At 71.4% G+C, this 26,515-nt stretch carries 29 protein-coding genes and 5 tRNA genes; 26 read left to right on the top strand and 8 right to left on the bottom strand.

All coding sequences use genetic code 11. The features are described from left to right. The first annotated feature begins 9 nt into the window (after positions 1-9). The 19 genes from B9S64_RS17385 to B9S64_RS35075 all read left to right on the top strand — a co-directional run bounded on the left by B9S64_RS17385 (position 10) and on the right by B9S64_RS35075 (position 12,328). Positions 10-600 carry a hypothetical protein gene (locus tag B9S64_RS17385; protein WP_103493408.1) on the top strand — a complete coding sequence of 197 codons (591 nt, stop codon included), beginning with the start codon at positions 10-12 and terminating at the stop codon, positions 598-600. Then, positions 597-947 (top strand): phage head closure protein, encoded by a 351-nt coding sequence (locus B9S64_RS17380; RefSeq protein WP_103493407.1) that lies wholly within the window; start codon positions 597-599, stop codon positions 945-947. Before B9S64_RS17385 ends, B9S64_RS17380 begins: the two co-directional genes overlap by 4 nt. A 2-nt stretch (positions 948-949) precedes the next feature. Next, a complete protein-coding gene (locus B9S64_RS34500) occupies positions 950-1,123 on the top strand; it encodes a hypothetical protein (RefSeq protein WP_181012428.1) in 174 nt (57 codons plus the stop codon). 2 nt (positions 1,124-1,125) lie between these two features. Further along, the gene (locus tag B9S64_RS17375; protein WP_103493406.1) at positions 1,126-1,542 is read left to right on the top strand and encodes an HK97-gp10 family putative phage morphogenesis protein; all 417 of its coding nucleotides are present in this window, start codon (positions 1,126-1,128) and stop codon (positions 1,540-1,542) included. Beyond that, the gene (locus tag B9S64_RS17370; protein WP_258038029.1) at positions 1,539-1,988 is read left to right on the top strand and encodes a DUF3168 domain-containing protein; all 450 of its coding nucleotides are present in this window, start codon (positions 1,539-1,541) and stop codon (positions 1,986-1,988) included. The genes B9S64_RS17375 and B9S64_RS17370 overlap by 4 nt, the downstream gene beginning before the upstream one ends. 63 nt (positions 1,989-2,051) lie before the next feature. After that, positions 2,052-2,465 (top strand): phage tail tube protein, encoded by a 414-nt coding sequence (locus B9S64_RS17365; RefSeq protein ID WP_103493404.1) that lies wholly within the window; start codon positions 2,052-2,054, stop codon positions 2,463-2,465. A 13-nt stretch (positions 2,466-2,478) separates the two neighbouring features. Next, a complete protein-coding gene (locus B9S64_RS17360; RefSeq protein WP_103493403.1) occupies positions 2,479-2,880 on the top strand; it encodes a hypothetical protein in 402 nt (133 codons plus the stop codon). A gap of 20 nt (positions 2,881-2,900) precedes the next feature. Continuing rightward, complete coding sequence (locus B9S64_RS17355; protein ID WP_258038028.1) at positions 2,901-3,197, top strand: hypothetical protein; 297 nt, start codon at positions 2,901-2,903, stop codon at positions 3,195-3,197. Then, positions 3,197-5,161, top strand: a complete 1,965-nt coding sequence (locus B9S64_RS17350; protein WP_146060178.1) for a phage tail tape measure protein — start codon at positions 3,197-3,199, stop codon at positions 5,159-5,161. The genes B9S64_RS17355 and B9S64_RS17350 overlap by 1 nt, the downstream gene beginning before the upstream one ends. A 10-nt stretch (positions 5,162-5,171) precedes the next feature. Further along, the gene (locus B9S64_RS17345) at positions 5,172-7,934 is read left to right on the top strand and encodes a hypothetical protein (RefSeq protein WP_103493402.1); all 2,763 of its coding nucleotides are present in this window, start codon (positions 5,172-5,174) and stop codon (positions 7,932-7,934) included. Between the two features lie 13 nt (positions 7,935-7,947). Further along, on the top strand, positions 7,948-8,394 hold the full coding sequence (locus B9S64_RS17340) for a hypothetical protein (protein WP_103493401.1): 447 nt from the start codon (positions 7,948-7,950) through the stop codon (positions 8,392-8,394). Further along, on the top strand, positions 8,395-8,772 hold the full coding sequence (locus B9S64_RS17335; RefSeq protein ID WP_103493400.1) for a hypothetical protein: 378 nt from the start codon (positions 8,395-8,397) through the stop codon (positions 8,770-8,772). Between the two features lie 65 nt (positions 8,773-8,837). After that, positions 8,838-9,863 (top strand): N-acetylmuramoyl-L-alanine amidase, encoded by a 1,026-nt coding sequence (locus B9S64_RS17330; RefSeq protein WP_109492066.1) that lies wholly within the window; start codon positions 8,838-8,840, stop codon positions 9,861-9,863. Between the two features lie 6 nt (positions 9,864-9,869). Then, positions 9,870-10,100 carry a hypothetical protein gene (locus B9S64_RS17325; protein WP_103493395.1) on the top strand — a complete coding sequence of 77 codons (231 nt, stop codon included), beginning with the start codon at positions 9,870-9,872 and terminating at the stop codon, positions 10,098-10,100. Positions 10,101-10,124: 24 nt separating this feature from the next. Continuing rightward, positions 10,125-10,361: a hypothetical protein gene (locus B9S64_RS17320; RefSeq protein WP_374936099.1), complete on the top strand. Its 237-nt coding sequence runs from the start codon at positions 10,125-10,127 to the stop codon at positions 10,359-10,361. Between the two features lie 141 nt (positions 10,362-10,502). Beyond that, positions 10,503-11,753 carry a helix-turn-helix domain-containing protein gene (locus B9S64_RS17315; protein WP_103493397.1) on the top strand — a complete coding sequence of 417 codons (1,251 nt, stop codon included), beginning with the start codon at positions 10,503-10,505 and terminating at the stop codon, positions 11,751-11,753. Positions 11,754-11,895: 142 nt separating this feature from the next. Next, positions 11,896-12,063: a hypothetical protein gene (locus B9S64_RS17310; protein WP_308460775.1), complete on the top strand. Its 168-nt coding sequence runs from the start codon at positions 11,896-11,898 to the stop codon at positions 12,061-12,063. Beyond that, entirely contained in the window at positions 12,060-12,197 is a 138-nt protein-coding gene (locus B9S64_RS34495) for a hypothetical protein (protein ID WP_181012427.1), read from the top strand. Before B9S64_RS17310 ends, B9S64_RS34495 begins: the two co-directional genes overlap by 4 nt. Beyond that, on the top strand, positions 12,194-12,328 hold the full coding sequence (locus B9S64_RS35075; RefSeq protein ID WP_258038027.1) for a hypothetical protein: 135 nt from the start codon (positions 12,194-12,196) through the stop codon (positions 12,326-12,328). The genes B9S64_RS34495 and B9S64_RS35075 overlap by 4 nt, the downstream gene beginning before the upstream one ends. 30 nt (positions 12,329-12,358) lie before the next feature. On the opposite strand, the gene B9S64_RS17305 is transcribed toward B9S64_RS35075, so the two are convergent. The 5 genes from B9S64_RS17305 to B9S64_RS17285 all read right to left on the bottom strand — a co-directional run bounded on the left by B9S64_RS17305 (position 12,359) and on the right by B9S64_RS17285 (position 17,074). Next, positions 12,359-12,598: a helix-turn-helix domain-containing protein gene (locus tag B9S64_RS17305; protein ID WP_258037866.1), complete on the bottom strand. Its 240-nt coding sequence runs from the start codon at positions 12,596-12,598 to the stop codon at positions 12,359-12,361. 422 nt (positions 12,599-13,020) lie between these two features. After that, a tRNA-Lys gene (locus B9S64_RS17300) sits at positions 13,021-13,094 on the bottom strand. A gap of 310 nt (positions 13,095-13,404) precedes the next feature. Next, a complete protein-coding gene (locus tag B9S64_RS17295; RefSeq protein WP_258317571.1) occupies positions 13,405-15,624 on the bottom strand; it encodes a DEAD/DEAH box helicase in 2,220 nt (739 codons plus the stop codon). 238 nt (positions 15,625-15,862) lie between these two features. After that, on the bottom strand, positions 15,863-16,426 hold the full coding sequence (locus B9S64_RS17290; protein ID WP_103491628.1) for a hypothetical protein: 564 nt from the start codon (positions 16,424-16,426) through the stop codon (positions 15,863-15,865). 294 nt (positions 16,427-16,720) lie between these two features. Next, a complete protein-coding gene (locus B9S64_RS17285) occupies positions 16,721-17,074 on the bottom strand; it encodes a metallopeptidase family protein (RefSeq protein WP_028443355.1) in 354 nt (117 codons plus the stop codon). Between the two features lie 186 nt (positions 17,075-17,260). Here B9S64_RS17285 and B9S64_RS17280 point away from each other — a divergent pair, with 186 nt between their 5' ends. The 4 genes from B9S64_RS17280 (at position 17,261) to B9S64_RS17265 (ending at position 19,153) form a co-directional block, all read left to right on the top strand. Beyond that, positions 17,261-18,787, top strand: a complete 1,527-nt coding sequence (locus B9S64_RS17280; RefSeq protein WP_103491627.1) for a metallophosphoesterase — start codon at positions 17,261-17,263, stop codon at positions 18,785-18,787. Between the two features lie 80 nt (positions 18,788-18,867). Continuing rightward, positions 18,868-18,940 (top strand) — tRNA-Glu (locus B9S64_RS17275). A 39-nt stretch (positions 18,941-18,979) separates the two neighbouring features. After that, positions 18,980-19,054 (top strand) — tRNA-Asp (locus tag B9S64_RS17270). Between the two features lie 22 nt (positions 19,055-19,076). Then, a tRNA-Phe gene (locus B9S64_RS17265) sits at positions 19,077-19,153 on the top strand. 39 nt (positions 19,154-19,192) lie between these two features. On the opposite strand, the gene B9S64_RS17260 is transcribed toward B9S64_RS17265, so the two are convergent. From B9S64_RS17260 to B9S64_RS17250, 3 genes are all read right to left on the bottom strand, one after another. Then, entirely contained in the window at positions 19,193-20,038 is an 846-nt protein-coding gene (locus B9S64_RS17260; protein WP_103491626.1) for a cytochrome c biogenesis CcdA family protein, read from the bottom strand. After that, positions 20,035-20,880: a DsbA family protein gene (locus tag B9S64_RS17255; RefSeq protein WP_103491625.1), complete on the bottom strand. Its 846-nt coding sequence runs from the start codon at positions 20,878-20,880 to the stop codon at positions 20,035-20,037. The genes B9S64_RS17260 and B9S64_RS17255 overlap by 4 nt, the downstream gene beginning before the upstream one ends. Positions 20,881-20,943: 63 nt before the next feature. Further along, positions 20,944-21,480: a hypothetical protein gene (locus B9S64_RS17250; protein WP_103505067.1), complete on the bottom strand. Its 537-nt coding sequence runs from the start codon at positions 21,478-21,480 to the stop codon at positions 20,944-20,946. Between the two features lie 415 nt (positions 21,481-21,895). Between B9S64_RS17250 and hrpA the strand changes: the two genes are divergently transcribed. The 3 genes from hrpA to B9S64_RS17235 all read left to right on the top strand — a co-directional run bounded on the left by hrpA (position 21,896) and on the right by B9S64_RS17235 (position 26,451). Continuing rightward, positions 21,896-25,825 carry an ATP-dependent RNA helicase HrpA gene (gene hrpA, locus B9S64_RS17245; protein ID WP_103490990.1) on the top strand — a complete coding sequence of 1,310 codons (3,930 nt, stop codon included), beginning with the start codon at positions 21,896-21,898 and terminating at the stop codon, positions 25,823-25,825. Positions 25,826-25,943: 118 nt separating this feature from the next. Further along, positions 25,944-26,018 (top strand) — tRNA-Asp (locus B9S64_RS17240). Positions 26,019-26,160: 142 nt separating this feature from the next. Further along, complete coding sequence (locus tag B9S64_RS17235; protein ID WP_181012265.1) at positions 26,161-26,451, top strand: DUF6274 family protein; 291 nt, start codon at positions 26,161-26,163, stop codon at positions 26,449-26,451. Positions 26,452-26,515: the final 64 nt, after the last annotated feature.

Below are 26,515 nucleotides of genomic sequence, written 5' to 3'. Positions count from 1 at the left end.
GGGCGCGCCGTGGCGCTTGACCCGCTTGCAACTCTGGCTGACCTTGCCGCCCTCGGCCTGACCGTTGACGACGACGAGACGGCAGTCGCTGAGCGGTACCTCGCTGTGGCCTCGGCTGCGGTCCGGGAAGCGGCCGGGTCCCCGATCTCCCAGGTGACATCGACGGTGATGCTGGAGGGTGAGGCGGACCAGCGGCTGCGGCTGCCCGGCTCGCCGATCCAGTCCGTGGACACGGTCGCCATCGACGGCGCCACGGTCACGGACTGGCGGCTCCGCTCGGACAGGCTGTGGAGGTTCGGCGGCTGGACTCGCGCCGAACCGTCCGAGGTGGAGGTCACCTACACGCATGGCCTGCCCACAGTGCCGGACGACATCATCGACCTGGTCGGCCGCCTGGTCGCCGGGGCCATGGCCTCGTACCGCGCTGAGGACGACGGGGCGAGCCTCGGCACCCAGGTCATCACGTCGGAGCGGATCGGAGACTACGCGGTCACCTACGGCGGGGACGGCCTGGCCACCGACATGGAGCTGCCCGCGTACCTGCGCGAGCGCCTGGCCGCCCGCTTTGGTGGCGGGGCCGGGCTGGTGCGGTCGCGGTGAGAGGGCCTGGCCGGTTCTTCAACCGGCGCCTGGAGGTGTGGCGGCCGGCCACCGTGGACGACGGGTACGGCGGGCAGACCACCACGATGGTCCGCCAGCCGGGCACCGTGCGGGCCAAGGTCGATCAGCCGTCGAACGCGGACCGGATGCTGGCCGCGCAGGCGCAGTCCAAGCACGACCACACCGTGTTCGTTCTGCCCCGCGCGGACGTCCGCCGCGGCGACGAGCTACGCGGCGTCGACCGGCTCGGGCAGGCGCAGGTGTTCAAGGTGCTCGCCGCCGTCCAGCCGTCCACCCCCATCTACAGCAAGGCCCCGTGCCAGCTGATCCAGAAGGAAGGTGCCTGAGCATGACGGGACAAGAGCGGCCACGGCTGCCGCAGACCGAGCCGCACGAAGCCCGGCGGACGGCCGAGGACTACCTCGGTCTCGGGGGCGTCGACACGGACGTCTCCCGGGCCATCGCCTGGGGGCTGATCGCGGTGGCCGGTGAACTCGCCGCGATCCGCCGGAAGCAGAAGTAGCCATGGCGCGCAGACGGGGCCGCGCGGGCGGTCGAGGCGGCGGTACCCGGCGCAGCGGGATCACAGTCAACGTTCAGGGCCTGGATCGGCTACGCGAGCAACTGGACGACCTCACGCCGACGATCCGGGCTGCCGCGTTCAAGGCGCTGAAGGAATCGGCGGAGGCGGTGCGCGCGGATGCGGCCGCCGGTGTGCGGTTCAAGTCCGGGAACCTGCGCAAGGGCGCGAAGGCGCGGTTCCACAACAACCAGCTGCGAGCCGAGATCGGGTGGTGGGACCGCGATGTCTTCTACGCGGTGCTCCACGAGTTCGGCACTCGGAAGATCCGGGCCCGCCCGTCGCTCGGCCCGGCGATTGCGGCGGAGCGCTCGAAGATCGGGGCCCGGATTCAGGACGAGGTGAGGAGGGCTCTGCCGTGACGACTGGCCCGTCCCCGATGCTCGGCGTGCAGGGGGCCATGGTTGGTCTTCTGCGTGGCGACACGACCTTGCTGGCCATGGTCGGTGCCATGCGGGGGGCCACGGCGACGCCGGACAGCACGGTGTACGACTACGTCCCCGAGACCGCCGCCTACCCGTTCATCGTGATCGGTGAGGCGATCGAGACACCGGACAACCGGCACGGTGGGTTCGGCCGGCAGACCGTGCCGACTCTGCACGTGTGGGATCAGTACCGCGGGTATGCCCGGGTGCTGCGGATCGGTACCCGGGTCAACGAACTTCTGGATCATCAGCCGTTGGCCGTTCCGGGGCTGTCCCATGTTGCGACGCGGTTCGAGTTCTCCCAGACGCTCACCGACCCGGAGCCACCGGGTGACATCCGGCACCTGGTGCTGCGGTACCGGGTCGTCACAGAGCAGCACTGACCCCGCCCACCACCCGCCCCGCGCCACCCGGCCGGGGCTTTCTTCTTGCCCAAGGAGGCAGCCATGGCCGGTATGGACGGCTTCGGAACGAAGCTCAAGCGCGGCGACGGGGAGACCCCCGAGGTCTTCACCGAGATCGCCGACATTACGAACCTGTCGGGGCCCGGCCTGACGAGGGAGACCCTCGACGTCACCAGCCACGGCAGCCCGGACGGGTGGATGGAGTTCCTCGGCGGGCTCAAGGACCCGGGCGAGGTGTCCGCGGACATCAACTACCAGCCCGCCCTGCACGACCTGCTGGTCGCGGACTTCGACGACAAGGCGCCGCGGAACTACCAGATCGTGTTCCCCGACGAGGACGCCACGACGTGGGCGTTCCCCGCGATCCTCACCGGCTTCGAGCCGGAGGCTCCCTACGACGACAAGGCTGCCGCGTCCCTGACCTTCAAGGTGTCCGGCAAGCCCACCATCTCCTGAACGGATCACGCTCATGGCACTGCTCAGCAAGGAACAGATCAGCGCGGCGGACGACCGGAAGTGGGAGGACGTCGAGGTTCCCGAGTGGGGCGGAACCGTTCGGGTCCTCGGCATGTCCGGCACCGACCGCAACGCCTACCAGTCGAGCCTCGTCGTCCTGGGCCCGAACGGGTCCGTACAGCGGATGAACATGACCGACCAGCTCGCGAAGCTGTGCGCCAAGTGCCTGGTCGGCGAGGACTTCGAGCGCCTGTTCACCGACAAGGAGATCGCCGCGCTCGGCCGGAAGAACGGGGCCGTCCTCGAACGCGTCGGGCAGGTCGCCCAGCGCCTGTCCGGGCTCCGCAAGGAGGACGTGGAGGCGAAGGCGGGAAACTCCGAAGCGCCCCCGAGCGGCGCTTCTACCACCGACTAGCCCTCGAACTCCGCTGCACCGTGCCCGAGCTCCTGGCGCGCTGCACGTCGGACGAGCTGGCCGAGTGGATGGCCTACGAGCACGTGGCCGGCCCTCTCGGCCCGGAGCGCCAGGACGTCCTGCACGGCATCCTCGCCGCGACCATTGCGAACACCGCCCGCGGCAAGGGCGGACGCAAGGCCGAGCCGAAGGACTTCGTACCGGTGTGGGACCAGGGCGCGAAGCGGCAGCCCGGCGACTGGCGGCAGATGCTCGCGCAGGTCAAGGCGATGAACGCCCGCCTCGGGGGCGCTGATCTCAGAGAAGGGAGACCGTGATGGCGACCCTCGAAGAACTGCTTGTTGCGATCGGCATCGATACCGAGGAACTCACGTCAGGTACCCAGGGAGCCGCGGACGAGGTCGAGTCCAGCCTCGGCGGCATCCAGACCGCGGCGGCCGGGGCCGCCGTCGGCGGGATGTTCGTGGCCGGCCTCAACGCCGCGATGGACTTGCAGGCCGTGGAGACCAGCCTCCAGAACCAGCTCGGGCTGAACGAGGCCGAGGCCGCACGGGCGGGTGACGCGGCTGGCCGGGTGTACGCGGCCGGGTGGGGCGAGTCCATGCAGGAAGTCGGTGACGCCCTCGGTGTCGTGGCGCAGGCCATGGGCGGTGTCGGTGAGCTGACCGACGCCGAGATGGACGACATGACGAAGAAGGCGTTGATGCTCGGCGAGACGTTCGAGCTGGACGTCGCCGAGTCCGCGAACGCCGCCGGAAAGATGATCAAGATGGGGATGGCGAAGGACGGCGCCGAGGCGTTCGACATCCTCACCGCCGCCGCGCAAGAACTCCCCGCGATGATGCGCGACGACATCCCCAAGGTCATCGAGGAGTACGGCAAGCACTTCCAGCGCATGGGCATCGACGGCAAGACCGCGTTCGGGATGATGTCGCAGTACGTGCAGGCGGGCGGCCGCGACATCGACCAAGCCGCCGACGTGGTGCACGAGTTCGCCCGCATCACGAGCGAGGAGACCGACCGGGCCTCCGACGCGTTCAAGGAGCTGGGGCTCGACTCGGGGCAGATGCTGTCGGACATCGGCAAGGGTGGCGACAGCGCCGAGGCAGCCATCAGCAAGACGTTGAAGGCGCTTCGAGGAGTGAAGGATCCTGCCGACCAGGCCGCACTCGGGGTGGAACTGTTCGGTGACATGGCGGGCGAAGGCGCGGACGCCCTGTGGGCGATGGACCCGGCCACCGCTGCTGCGGCAGGGGGCATGGACGACGTCGCCGGCGCCGCGGACAAGGCAGCAGGTTCGATCGAGGCGTCGAAGTCGTTGGACGCGATCTGGCGGACGATGTCGGTCACGCTCGGCGAAATCCTCCAGCCTGCCCTGTCGTTCCTGTCCGACTTCATGCAGGAGAACCCCGGCCTGGTGAAGATCCTCGCGGGCGCACTGCTCGTCCTCGGGGTGGCGATCGGCTTGGCCGTGATCGCTCAGTGGGCGTGGAACGCGGCCCTGTGGGCGTTCCCCGGCACCTGGATCATCGCCGGAATCGTCGCCCTGATCGCCATCATCGTGCTGGTGATCGTCTACTGGGACGAGATCGCCGCGGCTACGGGCAAGGCCTGGGACTGGATCCAGACGAAGGTCGGCCAGGGCACCGACTGGGTTTCGGACAAGGTCGGGTCCGCCGTCGACTGGGTGAAGGGGAAGTGGGACGAGGGCTGGGGCTGGGTCGAGGACAAGACCGAGGTCGCCGTCTCCGCCGTTCTCGCCGCGGTCGGCTGGCTGGCCGCGGTCCCCGGCCGTGTAGCGGGCTGGTTCGGGCAGGTCGTCTCGTTCATCCGGGGCCTCCCCGGGCAGATCGGCCGGGCCGCGTCGGGCATGTGGGACAGCATCGTCACGAACTTCCGGGCTGCCGTGAACCGGGTGATCGGCATGTGGAACAACCTCAGCTTCACCATCGGCGGCGGCTCGATCATGGGCGTGTCCATCCCGAGCATGACCCTGAACACCCCGAACATCCCGTACCTCGCGGACGGCGGAATCACGACCGGTCCGACGCTGGCCATGATCGGTGAAGGTGCCGAGCAGGAAGCGGTGCTGCCCCTGTCGAAGCTGGAAGGCCTGATGCGGTCGGCCGCCGGCGTCGGCCGCACCGGCGGCGACCAGAGCCACGGCGAGATCCGCGTGACCCTCGACGCGAGCGGCGGCACCAGCGCCCTGCGTACTGCGTTGCAGGAGATCGTCCGCGTCGAGGGGCGCGGCGACGTACAGATCGCCTTCGGGCAGTGAGGAGGCAGGCGTGACGTTCCCCCTGGACCGGCGCACGGAGCTCCAGATCGGCGGTACGTGGACGACCGTCACGGGCGACGTGCGGGAGTCCGAGCCGATCCGTATCGAGCGGGGCGCGAAAAGCGAGTCGACGAAGCCGGGCCCTTCCCGGCTGACGCTCAAGCTCAACAACCGGGCGGGGAAGTACTCCCCACGGAACCCCATGAGTCCGTACTACGGGCTGATCGGCCGCAACACCCCGATCCGGGTGTCCGTGAAGGGCCCGGAGTCCTACCTCCAGCTGGCCGGGAGTACCGCCTCCTACGCCCGTACCCCGGACGCCGCGCCGCTCCGTATCACCGGCGACATCGACCTCCGGGTCGAGGCGACCACCGACTGGACGTCGTCAACGTCGCAGGCGCTGCTCGGCCGGTGGAATTCTGCGACCAACCAGCGTAGCTACCTGCTGCGGATCCTCGACGGGTTCCTGATCCTCAACTGGTCAACGACCGGCGCGGACAGCCTGTTCGCGCAGGTCGTGCTGCCCGCTCTGCCGCGCCGGGCCGCTGTCCGTGCGGTCCTCGACGTGAACAACGGCAGCGGGGGCTTCACCGCGACGTTCTACTGGGCGGCGTCCCTGGCCGGGCCGTGGACGCAGATCGGGGACCCGGTCGGCGCGGCCGGTGTCACGAGCATCTACGCCGGGACGACCCCGCTGGAGGTCGCACCGATCGCCGCGTCGGGGGTCGCCCCGGTTGCCGGGCGGGTCCACCGGGCCGAGGTCCGGTCCGGGATCGGCGGCACGGTCGTGGCCGCCCTGGACGTGCGGGCCCTGGCCGAGGGCACCACCACGTGGGCGGACAGTGCCGGGCGCACCTGGGCCCTCGGCGTCGGGGCCCGCGTCTCGGACCGCGAGTACCGGTTCCACGGGGAGGTGTCGTCCTGGCCGTCGCGGTGGGACGTGTCCGGCGCCGACGTGTGGGTGCCGATCGAAGCGTCCGGCGTGACCCGCCGCATGGGCCAGGGCAAGAAGGCCCTCGACTCCACGCTGCGGCGCCGGATCCCCTCCGACCCGCACCTGATCGCGTACTGGCCGATGGAGGACGGCGACACCGCCACAGCCGCCTACTCCCCGCTGCCCGGCATCGCGCCGGCGCAGATGCCGGGCTTCGACTTCGCCGCGGACGACTCGCTCGGCGGCAGCAGTCCGCTGCCCAAGACGACCACCCCGTCCTCGTTCCAGGCCACGGTCCCGCGCAGCACCGCCCAGGGCTGGCAGGTCGAGGCCGTCTACTACCTGCCGCAGATGCCCACCCTTCAGACGGAGGTGCTCTCCGTCGACGTGGCCGGGTCGGTGATGCGGACCGCGACCGTGTACGCGTCACCGTCCGGGGTGCGGATCGAGGCGAGGGACTCGGCCGGCGAAGTGATCGCGTTCTTCGTCTACTCCAACGCCCCCGCCCTGGCCGACTTCACCGGGAAGTGGAACCGGCTCGCGCTCTACACCGCGGCGAGCGGGGGGTCGACGTACCTGTACGTCAGCTGGCGGGACATCGCGACGAACTCCCGCTGGATCTCCCGCACGGTGTTCACCGGGGCGCAGGGAGCCGTGGTGGGCGTCAGCGGAACCTACGGCCAGAGTGCTGCGGACATGGTCCTCGGGCACCTGGCGGTGTTCGACGTCCCGGCCACCGGGGCACTGACCACGTCACCGCCCGGCAGCAACATCTTCGCCGGGGCCGACGACGGCTTCACCGGCGAAACCGCGTTGAACCGTCTGGCGCGGCTGGCCGCCGAGGAGCCCGACCAGGTCGCGTTGACGTGGATCGACGGCGACACCACCCAGCTGTCGGAGGCCATGGGCCCGCAGCGCCCGGACACCTACCTCGCCCTGCTGGAGGAGTGTGCGGAGACCGACGGCGGGATCCTGTACGAGCGGCGTGACGCGACGGCGCTGGTGTACCGGGACCGGGCCACGCTGTACAACCAGCGGGTGGCCCTGGCCCTGGACTACCGGGCGCGGGGGGAGGTGCCGCCGCCGCTGGAGCCGGTCGAGGACGACCAGCACCTCCGGAACGACGTCACCGTCACCCGCCGGGGAGGCTCGTCCGCGCGGGCGGTCCTGGAGACCGGTGCCTTGTCCGTCCTGCCGCCGCCGGACGGTGTCGGCCCCTACGACGAGTCCCTCACCCTGTCGCTCGCCACCGACTCGCAGCCGCCTGTCCATGCTCAGTGGCGCATGCACCTGGGCACGTGGGACGAGGCCCGCTACCCGACGATCACCGTGTGGCTGCACGCCGCCCCCCACCTCATCCCCCAGGTCCTCGCGATGGACATCGGCGACCGGGTCCAGATCGCCAACCCGCCGCCGTGGCTGCCGCCCGGCACCATCGACCAGCACATGCACGGGTACACCGAGATCCTCGGCCTGTACGAGTGGTCGCTGGCCATGAACTGCGTCCCCGCGGGGCCGTGGACGGTGGGCGTGGTGGGCGACCCGGTGCTCGGCCGGCCGGACACCGACGGGTGCACCCTCACCGGCGGTGTCACCGCGTCGGCCACGTCGGTCGCGGTCACCTCGTCGCCCGGCCCACGGTGGATCGACACCGCCGGGTTCGGCTCCATGTTCCCGTTCGACGTGGTGGTCGGCGGGGAGGTCATGCGGGTCACCTCCTGTACGGGCACCGGCCTGGCTCAGACGTTCACCGTGACCCGCTCCATCAACGGCATCGTCAAGCCGCACGCCGCCGGGGCCCGGGTCCGGCTCGCCCGTCCGATGCGCGCCGCACTCTAGGAAGGACGCCCACATGCCGATCCTCGCGGGCCAGGTCGTGACCGCCCAGCAGCTCAACCGGCTCCAGCCGAAGACGTACCGGGCCGTCGCCACCAGCGCCCTGTCCGGAGCCGCGACGAACGCCGACGTCCCCGGGGCCACGATCACCCTGACCACCGAGACAGCCAACGCGGTCTATGTGGTGGACGCCTGGTTCGACTACCGGGTGACCAGCACCTCCGGCACCGCGCTCGGGTCCGGCAACGTCGCCGTGGACGGGGCGATCCAGGGCGAGTACGCCGTGTTCCGCGACTCCCACGCCGGCTCCGGTGCCTCCTTCACCGACAGCGTCGGCCACACCTACCGGGGCACCATCCCCACCCCCGGGACCCACACCCTGAAGCTGGTGGCCTCACCCTCAGCAGGCCAGCAGGTCAACGTGTACTCCTCCATCACCGTGACGATCTACGAGGTGGTCTGAATGACAACGCACGTCCTCGCGACGGAGGGCGGGCCCCGGCTGGCCCTGCTGTCCTGCGTGCTCCGGCAGAAGGCAGCCGGCGCGGGGTGGGAGGTGCTGGCCGACTCGGCCCACGCCCCCTCTGGTGTGAACGGGCTGATCCAGCACCCGGACCATCTGGAGATCACGCACCCGGTTGGTGCGGTCCGGGTGTCGTCGGTGCAGGTCACCGTCGATGAGTACTACGCGGCGCGTGCCCTGCGGTGCGGGGTGTCGGTGGGCCTGGACCTGTCCCGCATCTACCTGTACTCCGGGGCGTCGACCAGCCCGGTGGCCCCGGCCTCGCTGTACGCCTCGTCCGGGAACCTCTGGGTCACCGGACTCCTCGAACTCGGCTGAGGCACCGCCCCCCCACCCGCCCCGCGCCGCTCTGGCCCGGGGCTTCTGCATGTCTGGAGACTTCTATGCCCGAACCACTGTCCGCCGCCGCGCTCCTCAAGGCGCTGCGCGACGAGGGCGTCGCCGTCACCGAGGTCGGCGCCTGGCGGACCCACAACAGGAACGCGAAGGGGCTGTGGGGCCCGGTCAACGGCACCATGGTCCACCACTCCGTCACCCGAGGTACGGCGTCCACGGTGGCCCTGTGCCGCGACGGGCACAGCACCCTCCCGGGGCCGCTGTGCCACGGGGTCATCGCCAAGGACGGCCGCGTCCACCTCGTCGGCTACGGCCGCACCAACCATGCCGGGGGCGGGGACCCGGGCGTTCTCGCCCAGGTTGTCGCGGAGTCCTACGGCACCCGGCCGATGGCTCCCGCCATGGGCAACGCCAACGGGACCGACGGCAACGCGCGGTTCTACGGGTGGGAGTGCGAGAACCTCGGTGACGGGAAGGATCCGTGGCCGGCCGCGCAGTACGACGCGATCGTGCGTGTCCAGGCCGCCGTGTGCCGGGCGCACGGCTGGAGCGCGAAGTCCGTGATCGGCCACCTGGAGTGGAGCGCCGACAAGATCGACCCGCGCGGGTTCGGCATGCCGGACCTTCGCGCCGACGTCGCCGAGCGGCTGGAGCACCCGGCCGACTGGAACCCCGGTACCGACCAGAGCAAGGAGGACGACATGCCGACGCGCGTCAACCCGAAGGTCAAGCAGACGAAGAACCGCCCGCAGGGCGAATGGCTGTCCGTCCCGCTGTCCGGCGCCCTGGTCACCGGACCCGCCGACTACTCGGGCACCGTCTACCTCCGGCTCTCCGGCGTCCCCGACGGGGCGACGATCCAGTCCCGCTTCTACGAGACGAAGGGCGGCAAGAAGTCGAAGAGCGGCCAGATCACCGAGCACCTCGGGAGCGGCGGCGACACCTTCATCGCGGTCACCAACGCGGGCGGCCACTGCGACTCCGGAGCGGCACTGGCCGTCGAGTACATCGTCTTCGGCGGCGACACCCACGACCTGGTCTCCGGCCAGGCCCAGCTCCTCTACTGGAAGTAGGCCACCATGACGAAGCTGCTGCTGGACCTGGCGGAGCGCGCGGGCTGGACGGGGGCGCAGGCCGCGCTCGGCCTGGTCGTCGTGGAGCTTGCCGACATACCGGTGTGGTGGGCGGCCCCGGTCGCCCTGGCCCTGTCCTCCGCGAAGGGGTGGGTGGCCGGGCGACTCGGCCGGAAGGGCACTGCGTCCACCCTGTCCGCGACGGCCGACCCGGCGTCCCGCCCGCGGGGGGTGTAGGTGGTGACGCCGCAGGACCCGGGGGTGTACATCCCTCCGGCGCAGATGTACCAGGAGTTGAGATCCCTGAGCGACAGCCTGACCCGGGTGGAGACCAAGCTGGACGGGATCGGGCAGGGTCTCACCGATCTTGGCAAGGACGTCGCCGACCACGAGACCCGGCTCCGGGCTCTGGAGCGTGCCCGGTGGCCTCTGCCGACGATCGGCGCCCTGACCGGGGTGGCTGGTGCTGCTGCTGGTGTCCTCGCCCTCATCCGCTGACCCGCGCCCCCTGTCCTGGCTTCGGCCGGGGCGGGGGGCGCTTCGTCATGCCTGGGGGGTCAACTGGCAGTGACGCGGCCCACAGAAAGGGCCTTGCCCCATACCCTGGCAGTGACGAGCTGGACAGAGAGGGGCAAGGCCATGCCAGTTGATGCTACCCCGGACCCGTATGCCGACCCGATGGCATTCGGTCAACGCATGCAGATCCTCCGGACTCGACGCGGGCTCAGTCGTCCGGTCACCGCCGGCCTGCTCGGCAGGTCCCCCTCCTGGGTGAAGCAGGTGGAGCGAGGAGAGATCGGCATGCCGAAGCTGCCCGTGGTGCTGCGGATCGCCGAGCTGCTGCGCGTGCGCGACCTGGCCGACCTGACGGGGGACCAGTCGGCCCCGGTTGACCTCTTCATCGGGCCGGGCCACCCCCGCCTCCAGGCGGTGCGGGACGCGGTCAACACCCTGTCGCTCAGCAGCGACAGGAAAGCCCCACCGGCTGCGCATCTCTCGGCCCGGCTGGCGAAGGCGTGGGCCGCGCGGCACCAGGCGGCGAACCACAGAGAGGTCCTCGGTGAGCTTCTGCCTGGTCTGATCAGGGACGCCCAGCTCGCTGTGCGGCAGGCTGACTCGGCAGCCGACCGGCGCGCGGCGCAGGCGGTCCTCTCCGAGACGTACAGCCTCGCGCAGTTCTTCCTCGCCTATCAGCCGGAGAGCGCCCTGTTGTGGCGAGTTGCCGAGCGCGGCATGGTCGCCGCACAGGAGTCCGAGGACCCGCACGCCATCGGGGTTGCCGCGTGGCTGGCCGCGCAGGCGCACCGCGACTCCGGCCCCACGCACTTCGACGCGGCGGACAGCATGACCATGGAGGCGCTGGCCTACCTTGAGCGGTTCCTTCCGGACGCTGATGACCGGGTGCGTGCGATCGCCGGGGCGCTCCAGTTCGAGGCCGGGTACACCGCCGCCCGGCGGGGACTGAAGGGGGCGGCGTGGGGGTGGTGGGACAAGGCGCAGACCACGGCGAGACGCCTGCCCGCGGCCTACTACCACCCGGTGACGAGCTTCTCGCAGGCCATCATGGGCGCGCACGCGGTCACGGTAGCGGTGGAGCTTCGGGCCGGCGGCGAGTCCGTGCGCCAGGTCAACACGGCAGACGCCCAGGCGATTCCGTCCCGCCCGCGGCTGGCCCGTCACCGGATCGAGGAGGCTCGGGCGTACCAGCTGAACGGCCAGCAGGAGACGGCGCTCGCGACGCTGGAGCGGGCACACGAGGCCGCGCCGGAGACGATCCGGTACAACGGCTACGCGAGGCGGATCGTGCTCGAAGAGACGGAGTCGAAGGTGCCGGAGCGTCGTCAGCGGGCGGCGGACCTGGCGGAGCGGCTGGGGCTACTCGCTGCCTGATGTCGAACGGATGAACGGGGGGCAGGAATCCTGCCCCCCGTTCGCTGTCTGCGCTCCTACGGTCGAGACACCAGCCTTTGACCTGGAGCCGACCATGACTGTGCCTGCGCCTCCTGCGCGTTCGTTACCTCTGCCCGATCCCGTGACGCTGTCCGACGAGCAGCAGCGCGGCGCGAACTGTGTCTGGTGCGCGGCCCCGCTGGCCAACGCCGCGGCGCACGACCTGGGCGCCCGCCCGCTCGACGCGCACGGGGTCTCGGTCCTCTGGTTCCCCCGCTGCTGCCGCACCTGCTGGAAGGCACGGTCATGACGACGAAGACGGCGGCCGCCGAAGCCGCGTACAAGACCTGGCTCGGCCACACCTACCAGTGCACCGCCTGCCGCACCACTCCCTGCGTGACCGCCATACGGCTCGGCCGCGCCTGGCGAAAGGCCCGCCGATGAGCCGCACCACGAAGCCGAAGCCGCCCGCGCCGAAGCCGGCCGAGCGGGACCCGGTGATGGAGGACCTGATCTGGCTTCAGCAGACCCGCGAGGCACGACTGGCCGCGGCACGAACGCAGCAGGCCCGCTGACCCTGCCCGCACCTGGGGTGCGGGCAGGCCCTACTCCCGGACGAGGTCGGCGAGCGGGACCCCAATCGCGTCGGCGATGCGCAGCAGGTTGTCGAGAAGGGGGCTGGCCCGCCCGCGCTCGATGTCCTGGTAGGCGGACCGGTCCATACCGGTGCGGGTGATGACGTCCTGCTGGCTCAGGTTCGCGTGCAGGCGGGCGGCCCGGATCTGGGCAGCGATCCGCCGTCGTCTCTCCAGGAGGCGAGGGTCTGGCGGGATGACGCGCGGCACGGGTTCCACGCTGACCGGTCATGATCTTTTTGCATGCAGGGTAGACCCGGCTTTCTTCGATCATGAATGCTGGGGGCCACTGCACGAACGGAGCCGACATGCCAACCCTGCTGTTCCTTCCCCAGGCCCCGGCGCCCACAGCACCTCAGAGCGCCCCGCCTTCACCCGCGACGCGGGAGTGGGTAGACGCTCGGTACGAGAGCCTTGTGGCGGCGTGGGAGGCGGTGAATCCGCCGCCCGGAGTGGCCGGGTTCATCTACCCGTAGGCGTACCAACGGCGCCCTGACCGCGGTCTGCGGTCAGGGCGCCGTTGTGCGTTCTCGCTGACCTTTCGGGCCAGCAGCGGGCCAGCAGCGCTCACGCATGCTGCCCGAAAGAGCGAGGACCCCAGCTCGCACATGCTCTGAGCTGGGGTCCAGCGGTAGGCCGTGTGGGACTCGAACCCACAACCAACGGATTAAAAGTCCGCTGCTCTGACCAATTGAGCTAACGGCCCCTGATGGATCACCCCCCGAAGCATAGCGGCACGCGGCTCGGCAGCCGATCGGGTATCCGGTGCCAGGGCGTGGAGGCGGGCATGGGCCCGGACGGTTCCAGGAGCCACCGCCCGCGTCGTGGCTCCCGTCAGGGGGCCTCCCGCAGCCCCGTGGCGCCCCGCACGGCCCCCGGAGGCCCGTCTGCCGGGTCCGGGACGTCCGGGCCTCCGGGGGCCGCCCCGTTCACGAACCCGTTCACGACACAGGGCCCGTACGGCACCGGAGTGCTGTACGGGCCCTGCGCGTCGATCAGTTCAGCGGTGGCGACGGTCAGCCGTTGCGCTTCCAGCGGGGCTTGTCGTCGCGGCGGCCGAAGGAGCCGGTGCTCGTGCCGGTGCCGGTGCCCCCGCGGTGGTCGTCACGGCGGCCGGTCGGGCGGTCGTTGCCGCCGGAGCGGAAGCCGCCCGAGGGGCGGTCGTCACGACGGTCGCGGTTGAAGGGGCGGTCGCTGCCACCGGAGCGGAAGCCACCGGAGGGGCGGTCGTCGCGGCGGTCGCGGTTGAACGACGGACGGTCGTTGTCACGACGCTCGAAGGAACGGCCACCACGGTCGTCACGACGGTCACCGCCACCGGAGCGGAACCCGCCCGAGGGGCGGTCGTCGCGGCGGTCGCGGTTGAACGACGGACGGTCGTTGTCACGACGCTCGAAGGAACGCCCACCACGGTCGTCACGACGGTCACCACCGCCGGAGCGGAAGCCACCCGAGGGACGGTCGTCACGGCGCTCGCGGAACGCCGGGCGGTCGTTGTCACGACGCTCGAAGGAACGGCCACCACGGTCGTCACGGCGCTCGGAGGAGCGGCCACCGCGGTCGTTGCCGCCACGGTAACCACCGCGGTCGTCACGGCGGTTGAAGTTGCCCCGGTCGTCGCGGCGGTCGTCGCGCGCGGCCGGCTGCTCCGGGACGGACACGGCGGCCACGAGCGCGGCCTCGGCCTCGGCGGCCACCTCGGCCACCGCCGCCTCCGGGTCCTCGCCCCGCTCGCGGGCGGCGCGGGCGACCAGGCGGTCGGCCTCCTCGCGCAGCTCGACGGCACGGCGCTGGACGCGCTCCAGCTGCTTGGTGAGGTCGGCGGCCTCGCGCTCGGCCTGCTTGGCCGCGTTGTTCGCGGAGTCGGCCTGGACCTCGGTGAGCGAGCGGGCACCGGTGATCTCGGCGACCTCCGGCTCGAAGACGCCCGCGCCCTGCACGATGTGGCGCGAGGCGTCGACGCCCGCGTCCTCCATGAGGCGGAAGATCTGGCGGCGCTGGTGCGGCAGCGCCAGCGAGACGACGACACCGGACTTGCCGGCTCGGGCGGTACGGCCCGAACGGTGCAGGTAGTCCTTGTGGTCGCCGGCCGGGTCCACGTTCAGGACCAGGTCGATGCCGTCCACGTGGATACCGCGGGCGGCGACGTCGGTCGCGACGAGCGCGTTGACGTAACCCTTCTTGAAGTCCTCCAGGACCCGCGTACGGGCGCCCTGGGTCATGCCGCCGTGCAGCGCGTCGGCCTTCACGCCGGACTCGATGAGCTGCTCGGCGATGCGGTCGGCGCCCAGCTGGGTGCGGACGAAGATGATCGTGCGGCCCTTGCGGGCGGCGATCGCGGCCGTGACGGGCGCCTTGTCCTTCGGCTTCACGACGAGGACGTGGTGCGACATGGTCGAGACGTTGCCCTGGGCGCTGTCGACCTCGTGGGTGACCGGGTTGCTCAGGTAGCGCTTGACCAGCGTGCCGATCTCGTTCTCCATGGTGGCGGAGAAGAGCATGCGCTGGCCGCCGCCGGGGATCTGGTCGAGCAGTTCGGTGACCTCGGGCAGGAAGCCCAGGTCGGACATCTGGTCGGCCTCGTCGAGGACCGCGACCTGGACGTCCTCCAGGGAGCAGGCGCCGCGGTTGATGATGTCGCGCAGACGGCCCGGCGTGGCGACGAGGATGTCGACACCGCGCTCCAGGGCGTAGATCTGGTTGCCCATCGACGTACCGCCGCAGACGACCTTCATCTTCAGGCCGAGCACGTCGCCGTAGGGCTGGAGCGCGTCCGCGACCTGCATCGCGAGCTCACGGGTCGGCGTGAGGATGATCGCGCGGGGCTTCTTCTTCTCGGTGCGGCCGCCGGCCAGCGCGGACAGGGTCGGCAGGCCGAAGGAGAGCGTCTTGCCGGAGCCGGTACGGCCGCGGCCCAGGATGTCCTTGCCGGCCAGGGCGTCCGGGATGGTCGCGGCCTGGATCGGGAAGGGGGCGGTCACGCCGTTCTGCGCGAGCTTGCGGACGATGCCCTCGGGCAGTCCGAGCGAGGCGAACGTGACGGTGGGCTCGGCGTCCTCGGCGGAGGCGGCCTCGTCGGTGAGGTCCTCGGCGGAGACGTCCTCGGCGGCGGCTTCACCGGCGGCGTCGGCCGTCGTGGTGGAGGCGGTGTCAAGGGGGGTCTCGGCGGCCACTACGGCCTCGGCGATCTCGACGACCTCGTGGGCGCCGTCGACGATCGCGTCGTTCTCGGGCATGGCGGTACGGTCAGAACTGGAAATTGACATGCGAAATGCGAAACCTTCCGGAGTCTCGGCACGCGCCCGTAACTCCGTGATTCGCAATTTCGACCGCCTCAATGCGGTCCAGCCACGGCAAGGGAGAGTACGCGCCACACGGCGCTCTTCTGTGTCGGCGCCGGGCAATGGATCAAACGATCTACTACCATACGCACTCTCCCCCGGTTCATGCAAACCGCCGTCCTCGCGACCCGGCTCACACCGGCGCGACCTGCGGTGATGCCATCGGCGTCCCCATCGCCTCCGCCCAGCCGGGAGCCTGCGCTGCGCGGCTGCGGAATTGCGCGGCCGGAGACGCGGAGGGCTCGTCCGGCGGCTGCGAGGGCTCCGGTTCCGGGGCGGGCGGGGTGGGTTCCGGAGTGGCCTCCGGGGGCGACGGCTCCTCGGGGGCCGGAGTGCTGGGCTCGGGCGTGGGCAGAGCACCGCCGGGGCCCGGCTCCGGCGTGCCGGGACGCGGTGCGGGACGGGCGGCCCTGTCCGGGGTGGGCGACGGGGTGGCGACGGAGGCACCCGGTTCCGGTGCCCGCGAGGATCCGGCCGGCTCGTTCTGCGCGTGGGCGCGGCCGCCGGCGTGGCCGGACTGTCCGGTGCCACTCACCGTCTCACCGTCCGGCTGGTGGGCCGACTGCTCCTTCCGGCCGGACGGCTGCGCCGGTGCCGGTTCCGCGGAGTCCTCACCGACGCTCATGCAGGCGGTGGACGCGGCGATCGTCAGCGCGGTGACGGCTACCCGGCGGACGCGGGCGGACAACTGGCGCACGAGGCACCTCCGGAACAGGGGACGGCGGGGCGCCGGCGGGAAGGAGCCACGCCGAGCCGGATGAGCGACCTGTCCAACTCCCCCGCACCCGCCGGGGACACGCCCGGACACAACTCCCCCACACGTCACCGCGCGCCACCGCCGCACGGCGGGCCGCCCTCGGACGCCGGCGCCCCGCCGGTCCTCCCGGGGGCCGGTCCGGCGCGGCCCCGACCCGTAACGGGCCACCGGGCCACCAGTTCCAGCCGCCGAGGCGTTCAGCCGCTCACGTACGCGGCCGCCGCACCCACCCGCTCACCCATATCCGAGCTCGTGCAGCCGCTCGTCGTCGATGCCGAAGTGGTGCGCGATCTCGTGGACCACGGTGATCTCCGTCTCGGCGACGACGTCCTCCCGCGTCTCGCACATGCGCAGCGTCGGCCCGCGGTAGATGGTGATCCGGTCCGGCAGCACCCCCGCGTACCACTCACCCCGGTCGGTGAGCGGCGTTCCCTCGTACAGTCCGAGCAGTTCCCGGTCCTCCGGGTCCTCCGGCTCGTCCTCCACGAACACCGCGACGTTGTCCATCAGCCGCATCAGCTCCGGCGGGACCCGGTCAAGAGCCAGGCTCACCAGCTCTTCGAACTCCTCGCGCGTCATCTCCAGCACCCGGCCATTGTCCCGTACGCCGGCCCGGACGGGGCGGGCCCGGCTCCCCCGTTCTTCCAGAGCGTTCTTCCCGGGCGTTCCTCCAGGGAATTCCTCCGGGGCGTTCCTCCGGGGCGGCCACCCGCCCGGCCCACGCCGCCCGCGTCCGGCCGCATGTTCGCCCGCCGGGTGGGGCATACGGGCCCAATGGCCCGCCCTCCGTTCCGTGCAGCAGCCGCCCGACTGCGGCCCCGCCGCCGCCCCCGCGCACCCCTGGCCACGCTCGGCGCCGCTCCGCGCCCCTGGATCCGCGCACTCGGTCTGCTCGCGGTCGTGGTGCTGGGCGCGTGGCTGGGGCTGCTGGCGGTCGGCAGTGTGCGGGCGCCGGTGGGGCCCATGGACACGACCATGACCCTGCGGCCCTCGGTGAGCGGCGGCACCAAGATCAACGTGTCCCCGCTCGGCGCCCTGCGCCTGGACTCCCACCACGCCCCGGTCCGTCTCGACGTGGACGTCGACCAGTTGGACCCGGAACGCTCCCAGGCCCTGGTGAAACACCCCGAACGCCTCTCCGGACTCCAGGACGAGGTCACCGGCGACGTCGCCGCCGGGACCCGTGAACTGGCGGTCCGCTCCTGCGTGGCGGTCGTCACCGGCGCCACCGCGCTCGGCCTCGTCGTCTACCGCCGGCCGCGCCGCGCCCTGGCCGCCGGGGGCCTCGCCCTGGCACTGCTGGCGGCCTCGGGCGTCAGCGCGTACGCCACCTGGAACCCGAAGTCCGTCCTGGAGCCGAAGTTCTCCGGGCTGCTCTCCAGCGCCCCCTCGGTCGTCGGTGACGCCCGCTCGATCGTCACCGACTTCGACGTCTACCAGCAGGAACTCGCCCGTCTCGTCACCAACGTGACCAAGCTGTACGACGCCACCTCCACGCTCCCCGTCTACCAGCCCGACCCGGCGACCATCCGGGTCCTGCACGTCTCCGACATCCACCTCAACCCGGCCGCCTGGCACATCGTCCACTCGCTGGTGGAGCAGTACGAGATCGACGTGATCATCGACTCCGGGGACACCATGGACCACGGCACGGCCGCCGAGAACGGCTTCCTGGACCCGGCCCGCGACCTCGGCGCCCCCTACGTGTGGGTGCGGGGCAACCACGACTCCCAGGCCACCCAGGACTATCTGAAGAAGCTCAAGAACGTGCACGTCCTCGACGAGGGGAGCGCGGTGGACGTCGCCGGGCTACGGGTGGCCGGCACCGGCGACCCCCAGTTCACCCCGGACCGCGTACGCCCCCGGGGCGGCGAGGCGGCCGAGCTGCGGGCGGGCCGGGAGCTCGCCTCGGCGCTGCGTGCCCAGCAACGCGCGGGCACCCCGGTGGACATCGCGGTGACCCACGACCCGACCGCGGCCCGGGAGACGGACGGGGCGGTACCGCTGGTGCTCGCCGGCCACGTCCACCACCGGGTGAACGAACTGCTGCCGCAGGGCACCCGGCTGAAGGTCGAGGGCTCCACGGGCGGCGGCGGGCTGCGCGCCGTACAGAACGAGAAGCCCGAGAAGGTCCGCGCCTCGGTGCTCTACATGGACCGCTCCACCCGGCATCTCCAGGCCTGGGACGAGATCACCCTGGGCGGGCTCGGTCTGACGACGGCCGAGGTCAGCCGCCATCTGCCGGAGGAGAACCTGGTGAAGTCCACGCCCTCCCCGAGCGCCACCACACCCTCTCCGTAAACGGTTTTGGCGATAGCTCCCCGCATCCCATATGCTTCTCACGTCCCCGACGCGCCGGAAGGTGCGCAGGTGGGCCCTTAGCCCTCATCGTCTAGTGGCCCAGGACGCCGCCCTTTCAAGGCGGTAGCACGGGTTCGAATCCCGTTGGGGGCACGTTCAACCGTGTGCGAGACTCGTCTCGCACATGAGCTTGGTCCTGTGGAGCAGTTTGGAGTGCTCGCCACCCTGTCAAGGTGGAGGCCGCGGGTTCAAATCCCGTCAGGACCGCTGCGGCGCTGATGCGCCGCGTGGCTGGGTAGCTCAGTTGGTACGAGCGATCGCCTGAAAAGCGATAGGTCGCCGGTTCGATCCCGGCCCCAGCCACCACCCCGAAGGCCCCGTCCGATGGACGGGGCCTTCGCCGTGTCAGGCCACCTCTTCCTCCTCCCGCGCACCGCGCCGCCGCCACGCCCGCACGGCGAGGACGAGCAGGACCAGCGCCACCACAGCGCCCAGGGCCACGGCGTCGGGGACGCGTTCGCCGAGGTTCTGGGCCCACCGCTCGACGGCGAACGAGTCGTCCACGTCGAGCAGTCCGGGCAGCGCGGTCGTGCCGTCGTACACCAGGAAGAGGGTTCCCAGCGCGATGAAGAAGAGGCCGGACAGCAGCGAGGTGGTGTGCAGCCGGAACCGGCCGAGGCTCAGGGTCCGGCCGCGCAGCCAGCGACGGCGCCCCAGGTCGAAGCGTTCCCAGAGCAGGGCGAGCACGAAGAGCGGTACGGCCATCCCGAGGGCGTAGACGGCGAGCAGCAGCCCGCCGTAGACCGGGCTGCCGCTGACGGCGGCGACGGTCAGGACGCTGCCGAGGATCGGGCCCGCGCAGAATCCGGCGAGCCCGTAGACCGCGCCCAGGGCGTAGACGGAGAGCGCGGTGGTGGGGCGGATCCGCCCGCTCAGCTCGGCGATCCTCCGGGAGGCGAAACCCAGGCCGACGATCTGGGCGACGCCGAGCCCGATGATCAGCCAGCCCGCGCCGAGGACGAGGGCGTCGCGGTGCCCGTAGAAGAGCCGCCCGGCGAAGGAACCGGCGGCGCCGAGCGGGACGAGGGTGGTGGCGAGACCGGCGTAGAAGATGCCGGTGCGGGCCAGCAGCCGGGACGTGGTGTCGACCGAGTACGCGAAGAACGCCGGGAGCAGCAGGGCGCTGCACGGGCTGACCAGGGCGAGCAGCCCGCCGAGCAGGGCCGCGAAGTAACCGATTCCGGAGGTCACTTGGCCTTCTCCCCGGCTCCTTCGTCGGTACCGGCTCCCCCGGCGGCCCCGGCCCCGGCTCCCGCTCCTGCTCCGGCGGTCCCGGTGCCTTCGGCGTCCTCACCGGCGCTTCCCACCCGCGCGGCGTCGGCCGCCGCCTCGATGGCCTCGGTGAACACCGACATGGGCTGGGCCCCGGCGACGGGGCGGCCGTTGATGAGGAAGGACGGGGTGGAGGTGGCGCCGATCCCGTAGGCCTGCTCCTGGTCACGGGCGACCGCGTCGTTCGCGGCCGTGCTCTCGGTGTCGCGGGCGAAGCGGTCCAGGTCCTCGACCCCGGCCTGCTCGGCGAGGGCCTGGAGGTGGTCCTTGCCGAACCCCTTCTCCTTGGCGCCCTCGGCGTACGCGGCCCGGTGGAACTGCCAGAAGCGGCCCTGCTGTCCGGCCGCCCAGGAGGCGCGGGCGGCCGCCTCGGACTCCTTGCCGAAGATCGGGAAGTTGCGCCACTCGATGCGCAGGGTGCCGTCGTCCACGTACTTCTTGATCAGTTCGGGTTCGGTGTCACGGGCGAACTTGGCGCAGTAACCGCACTTGAAGTCGGCGTACTCGATGAGCACGACGGGGGCGTCGGCGCGGCCCAGGGCCAGCTTGTCGGCGGTGTCGCGGCGGGCCAGTCCGGCGAGTTCGGGATAGGCCCCGGCATCCTGGCCGGTGGCGGTGCTGACCGCCGCCGGGGAGTCGGAGCCGGACGAGTCCGGGGCGGTCGCCCGGTAGGAGGCGAAACCGAGCAGTCCGGCGGCGAGGACGACGGCCGTACCGAAGACGAGCGGTTTGCGGGACTTGGTGCGGGTGGACGTGGGCATGCGGGCACTCCGTGCTGGTGCGGGAATCGGAAGGGTGGAAGGAGAGGGCGGAGGGCCCGGCCTCTACACCCTCAGCACGGAGAGTTCGACGGGCGTGGGCGCGGCCGGGCGGGTCGCGCGTATGGCGATCAGGGCGGGGCTCGGGAGCAGGCCGCGTCCGGTGGCGGCGACCGGGCCGGACACGGCGCAGCCGGGTGCCTGGTCGTGCGGGACGCGGTTACGGGCGGGCAGGACGGGGCCGGCGCCGGGATGGCCCCGGTCGCGGTCGCAACCGGGCACGCCGGGGTCCCCGGAACCGTCGTCGGCCCCGGCCCGGACGGGTACGGCTCCCACGGGCGCCTTGGCCGTGGCGGGAAGGGGAGCGGAGTCGGCGGAGTCCGTCCGGCCCGGTGCGAGGCCGGCCTGTCGCACGTCCGGGGCCGGGCCGTCCACGGCCGCCCCTGAAGGGGGGCCCGCCACCGGTACGGGGCCCGCCACGGCCGGGGCCGGAGCGGGGGCGCGGGCGACGGCGCGTCCGGCCCCCGCCGTCACCGGCGCGGCGAAGAGTCCCAGTACGACCGCCAGTACCGCCGCCAGGCAGCACCACTGCGTACGGGACACGAGCGCCGCCTTCCACGGATACGGACGTACGGACGGGTGATCAGCTGCCCGAAATGGTACGTGCTGTGATTCCGCGAGCCCGTCCGGTCGCCGGCCCGGCCCGCGCGTCCTCTCGGCCGAACGGTCCGGGACCGGGCCGAAGCCACGCCGGACCCGGCCGAAGCCACGCCGGGACCGGGCGGGACCGGGCGGGGCCGGGCCCGGTCCGTGGCCACGCCGGGACCTCGCCCCGACCGCGCCCCGACCGGCCCCGGACCGCACCGGAACCCCACTCCGGCCGGCCGACGACCGCCCCCGGTCCGCCTCCGGTCCGCCTCCGATCCGCCCTCGATCCACCCCCGATCCGGCCGAGTGACGCAGTCCGCGTGAAATGGGTTCGCCACTCCTCGCGCCCGGGTGAGATCCTGGGATCGGTATGTCTACTTCCTTTGCCGATCTCCAGTCCCAGCTCGGGCAGCTCTCGCTCCGCGACGCGCACCGGCTCGGCCGGCGTCTCGAAGGTGCCCGGCGCATCCGTAAGCCCGAGGCCCGCCAGTCCGTGCTGGACGAGATCTCCGCCCAGGCGGGGAAGGCGGCCGCCCGGATCGCCGCACGGGCCGCGCGGGTTCCCGCTCTGTCGTACCCGGACCAGCTCCCGGTCAGCCAGAAGAAGGACGAGATCCTGGAGGCGATACGCGACCACCAGGTCGTGATCGTCGCCGGGGAGACCGGGTCCGGCAAGACCACGCAGATCCCCAAGATCTGTATGGAGCTCGGGCGCGGGGTCCGGGGGATGATCGGGCACACCCAGCCCCGCCGGATCGCGGCCCGCACGGTCGCCGAGCGGATCGCGGACGAGCTGAAGACGCCGCTCGGCGAGGCCGTCGGCTGGAAGGTGCGCTTCACCGACCAGGTGAACCAGGACGCGACGTTCGTGAAGCTGATGACGGACGGCATCCTGCTGGCCGAGATCCAGACGGACCGCGAACTGCTCGCCTACGACACGATCATCATCGACGAGGCCCACGAGCGGTCGCTGAACATCGACTTCCTGCTGGGCTACCTGGCCCGGCTGCTGCCCCAACGCCCCGACCTGAAGGTCGTCGTCACCTCGGCGACCATCGACCCCGAGCGCTTCGCCAAGCACTTCGGCGACGCGCCGATCGTGGAGGTCAGCGGGCGTACTTATCCCGTCGAGGTGCGCTACCGCCCCCTCCTGGAGGAGGAGGGCGAGGACTCCGACCGCGACCAGATCACCGCGATCTGCGACGCCGTCGACGAGCTGGGCCACGAGGCGCCGGGCGACATCCTGGTCTTCCTCTCCGGCGAGCGGGAGATCCGCGACACGGCGGACGCGCTGAACAAGCGGAACCTCCGCCACACGGAGGTGCTCCCCCTCTACGCCCGCCTCTCGCACGCCGAACAGCACCGGGTGTTCCAGCGGAGTCCCCAGGGCATCGTCCGCAGGATCGTTCTGGCGACCAACGTCGCGGAGACGTCGCTGACCGTCCCCGGCATCAAGTACGTCATCGACCCGGGCACTGCCCGCATCTCCCGCTACAGCCACCGCACGAAGGTCCAGCGGTTGCCGATCGAGCGGATCTCGCAGGCCAGCGCCAACCAGCGCAAGGGCCGCTGCGGACGTACGTCGGACGGTGTCTGTATCCGGCTGTACTCCGAGGACGACTTCGTGACCCGTCCCGAGTTCACCGACCCCGAGATCCTGCGGACCAACCTCGCCTCCGTCATCCTCCAGATGACCGCGGCCGGCCTCGGCGACATCGAGAGGTTCCCCTTCATCGACCCGCCGGACCACCGCAACATCCGCGACGGCGTCCAACTGCTCCAGGAACTCGGCGCGCTCGACCCGGCCGAGAAGGATCCGAAGAAGCGGCTCACCCCGCTGGGCCGCAAGCTCTCCCAGCTGCCGGTGGACCCGCGCCTGGCCCGCATGGTCGTGGAGGCCGACCGCAACGGCTGTGTCCGCGAGGTCATGGTGATCGCCGCCGCGCTCTCCATCCAGGACCCGCGCGAGCGCCCGGCGGAGAAGCAGACCCAGGCCGACCAGCACCACGCCCGCTTCAAGGACGAGACGTCCGACTTCCTGGCGTATCTGAACCTCTGGCGGTACGTGCGCGAGCAGCAGAAGGAGCGCGGCTCCTCCAGCTTCCGGCGAATGTGCAAGCAGGAGTACCTCAACTTCCTGCGGATCCGCGAATGGCAGGACATCTACGCGCAGTTGCGCACGGTGGCCAGGCAGATGGGCATCGAGCTCAACGACGAGGACGCGCCGGAGCAGTCGGTGCACACCTCGCTGCTGGCGGGACTGCTGTCCCACATCGGGCTGAAGGACACCGAGAAGAACGAGTACCTGGGCGCCCGCAGCGCCAAGTTCGCGATCTTCCCCGGGTCCGCGCTGTTCAAGAAGCAGCCGCGCTTCGTGATGTCGGCCGAACTGGTCGAGACCTCACGGCTCTGGGCGCGGGTCAACGCGAAGGTCGAACCCGAGTGGATCGAGCCGCTCGCCCAGCACCTCCTGAAGCGCACGTACAGCGAACCGCACTGGGAGAAGGACCAGGCAGCGGTCATGGCGTACGAGCGGGTCACGCTCTACGGGGTGCCGATCGTCGCCCAGCGCAAGATCAATTTCGGCCGGATCGACCAGGAGGCCTCCCGCGACCTGTTCATCCGTAACGCCCTGGTCGAGGGCGACTGGCGCACCCACCACCAGTTCTTCCACGACAACCGCAAACTGCTCGGCGAGGTCGAGGAGTTGGAGCACCGCGCCCGGCGCCGCGACATCCTCGTGGACGACGAGACGCTCTTCGACTTCTACGACCGGCGGATCCCGGACCACGTGGTCTCCGGGGCGCACTTCGACTCCTGGTGGAAGCACAAGCGCCGTGAGGAGCCGGACGCGCTCGACTTCGAGCGGTCCATGCTCATCAACGAGAAGGCCTCGGCCGTCACCAAGGACGACTACCCGGACTCCTGGCGCCAGGGCGGGCTCAAGTTCCGGGTGACCTACCAGTTCGAGCCGGGCGCGGACGCGGACGGCGTGACCGTCCACATCCCGCTCCAGGTGCTCAACCAGGTCACCCCCGAGGGCTTCGACTGGCAGATCCCGGGCCTGCGCGAGGAGGTCGTCACCGAGCTGATCCGCTCACTGCCCAAGCCGGTCCGCCGCCACTACGTCCCGGCCCCGAACTACGCGACGAAGTTCCTGGACCGCGCGGTCCCGCTCCAGGAGCCGCTGCCGCTCACGCTCGCCCGTGAACTCCAGCGGATGGTCGGCGTCCCGGTGACGGCCGACGACTTCGACCTGTCACGCGTCCCGGACCACCTGAAGATCACCTTCCGGATCGTCGACGAACGGCGCCGCAAGGTCGCCGAGGACAAGGACCTGGAGGCGCTGAGGCTCACGCTGCGCCCCAAGGCCCGCCAGGCGCTCTCCAAGGCCGCGGCGGCCACCGCCGGGCCGTCCGGCGAGTCCGTGGAGCGGTCGGGGCTGACCGACTGGACGATCGGCACCCTGGACCGCGTCTTCGAGACCCGCAGGGCCGGCCAGCCGGTCAAGGCGTACCCGGCCCTCGTCGACCAGGGCGAGAGCGTGGCCGTACGGCTCTTCGACACGCAGGCCGAGCAGCAGCAGGCGATGTGGCGGGGCACCCGGAGGCTGATCCTGCTCAACATCCCGGTGAATCCCTCCAAGTTCGCCTCGGACACGCTCTCCAACCAGCAGAAGCTGGCGCTGTCCCGTAATCCGCACGGCTCCGTCCAGGCCCTGTTCGACGACTGCGCGACGGCGGCGGCGGACCGGCTGATCGCCGCCCACGGCGGTCCGGCCTGGGACGAGGCGTCCTTCCGGGCGCTGTACGAGAAGGTGCGCGCCGACCTGGTGGACCTGACGGTGCGCACGATCGGCCAGGTGCAGCAGATCCTGGCCGCCTGGCAGGCCTGCGAGCGCCGGCTGAAGACGACCAGCAGCCTGGTGCTGATCAACAACGTCACGGACGTACGGGAGCACCTGGCCCGTCTCGTACCACCCGGGTTCGTCACCGCGACCGGGCTGCGCAGGCTGCCCGACCTGATGCGCTACCTGGTCGCCGAGGACCGCCGGCTCCAGCAGATGCCGACGAACGTCCAGCGCGACACCACGCGCATGGAGAAGGTCCACGAGATGCAGGACGAGTACGCCTGGCTGCTCGAACAGCTGCCGCGGGGGCGTCCCGTGCCGCAGGAGGTCTTGGACATCCGCTGGATGATCGAGGAGCTGCGGGTGAGCTACTTCGCCCACGCTCTGGGCACGGCCCAGCCGGTCTCGGACAAGCGGATCGTCAAGGCGATCGACGCGGCGGCGCCGTGATCCGCGCCGCCGCGCAGGCGTGACCAGGCCGCCACCGTGGGTGAGTTCGACCTGGCCCCGGCACCTCCTGTAGAGTCTGTCTTCGCAGCCGGACGCGAGGAAGGCAGCGGAACAGCCTGGTCCTGTGGAGCAGTTTGGAGTGCTCGCCACCCTGTCAAGGTGGAGGCCGCGGGTTCAAATCCCGTCAGGACCGCAGTAGACGAAAGCCCGGATCCCTCGGATCCGGGCTTTCGCGCGTCTTGACGCCGCCGCCCTTCACGGGTACTTCCGTAGGACGGAGGCCGCCCCTGTTTCCCTCGGCGCGGGGCGGCCGGTGGGACCGGGAGGTCGCGCACATGGCTGCGTCCACGGCACGGCACGAGACCCGCGCGCTGCTGCGCGCCCATCTGGCGGCCGCGTCCGGCTACCGCCACCTCACCGGGCGGTGCCCGGTCTGCCATCGCCTGTTACGCCTCGCCATGGAGCCCCTGACGGCCCCACAGGCGCCGTACGGCGCACGGGAGTCCGGCAGCTCCCCCCGGGGCCCCGAAGCCCCGCAGAAGCCCGCCGGGGCGCCTCGGGGGCCGGAGCCGGCCGGAACGGTCCGCGAGGGGCCGGGTGGTGACGAAAGTCCCGGCACGACATGACCGGAGGCCGCCGCGATCCGCCCGCGGACCGTGGCAGTCTCGTAGGCGAGCGGGACCACACACG

The sequence above is a fragment of the Streptomyces sp. SM18 genome, from assembly GCF_002910775.2.
Taxonomy (GTDB): domain Bacteria; phylum Actinomycetota; class Actinomycetes; order Streptomycetales; family Streptomycetaceae; genus Streptomyces; species Streptomyces halstedii.
Note: the sequence above shows the minus strand (reverse complement) of the source record. Positions and strands in the feature narration are given on the sequence as shown.

Bases quoted from the DNA above. Each gene is read 5' to 3' on its own strand.
- B9S64_RS17235 (WP_181012265.1), top strand. From the start codon at position 26,161: ATGGCTGCGTCCACGGCACGGCACGAGACCCGCGCGCTGCTGCGCGCC.
- hrpA (WP_103490990.1), top strand. From the start codon at position 21,896: ATGTCTACTTCCTTTGCCGATCTCCAGTCCCAGCTCGGGCAGCTCTCG.
- B9S64_RS17315 (WP_103493397.1), top strand. From the start codon at position 10,503: ATGCCAGTTGATGCTACCCCGGACCCGTATGCCGACCCGATGGCATTC.
- B9S64_RS17340 (WP_103493401.1), top strand. From the start codon at position 7,948: ATGCCGATCCTCGCGGGCCAGGTCGTGACCGCCCAGCAGCTCAACCGG.
- B9S64_RS17330 (WP_109492066.1), top strand. From the start codon at position 8,838: ATGCCCGAACCACTGTCCGCCGCCGCGCTCCTCAAGGCGCTGCGCGAC.
- B9S64_RS17280 (WP_103491627.1), top strand. From the start codon at position 17,261: ATGGCCCGCCCTCCGTTCCGTGCAGCAGCCGCCCGACTGCGGCCCCGC.
- B9S64_RS34495 (WP_181012427.1), top strand. From the start codon at position 12,060: ATGACGACGAAGACGGCGGCCGCCGAAGCCGCGTACAAGACCTGGCTC.
- B9S64_RS17375 (WP_103493406.1), top strand. From the start codon at position 1,126: ATGGCGCGCAGACGGGGCCGCGCGGGCGGTCGAGGCGGCGGTACCCGG.
- B9S64_RS34500 (WP_181012428.1), top strand. From the start codon at position 950: ATGACGGGACAAGAGCGGCCACGGCTGCCGCAGACCGAGCCGCACGAA.
- B9S64_RS17335 (WP_103493400.1), top strand. From the start codon at position 8,395: ATGACAACGCACGTCCTCGCGACGGAGGGCGGGCCCCGGCTGGCCCTG.
- B9S64_RS35075 (WP_258038027.1), top strand. From the start codon at position 12,194: ATGAGCCGCACCACGAAGCCGAAGCCGCCCGCGCCGAAGCCGGCCGAG.
- B9S64_RS17360 (WP_103493403.1), top strand. From the start codon at position 2,479: ATGGCACTGCTCAGCAAGGAACAGATCAGCGCGGCGGACGACCGGAAG.
- B9S64_RS17325 (WP_103493395.1), top strand. From the start codon at position 9,870: ATGACGAAGCTGCTGCTGGACCTGGCGGAGCGCGCGGGCTGGACGGGG.
- B9S64_RS17365 (WP_103493404.1), top strand. From the start codon at position 2,052: ATGGCCGGTATGGACGGCTTCGGAACGAAGCTCAAGCGCGGCGACGGG.
- B9S64_RS17255 (WP_103491625.1), bottom strand. From the start codon at position 20,880: ATGCCCACGTCCACCCGCACCAAGTCCCGCAAACCGCTCGTCTTCGGT.
- B9S64_RS17295 (WP_258317571.1), bottom strand. From the start codon at position 15,624: ATGCCCGAGAACGACGCGATCGTCGACGGCGCCCACGAGGTCGTCGAG.
- B9S64_RS17350 (WP_146060178.1), top strand. From the start codon at position 3,197: ATGGCGACCCTCGAAGAACTGCTTGTTGCGATCGGCATCGATACCGAG.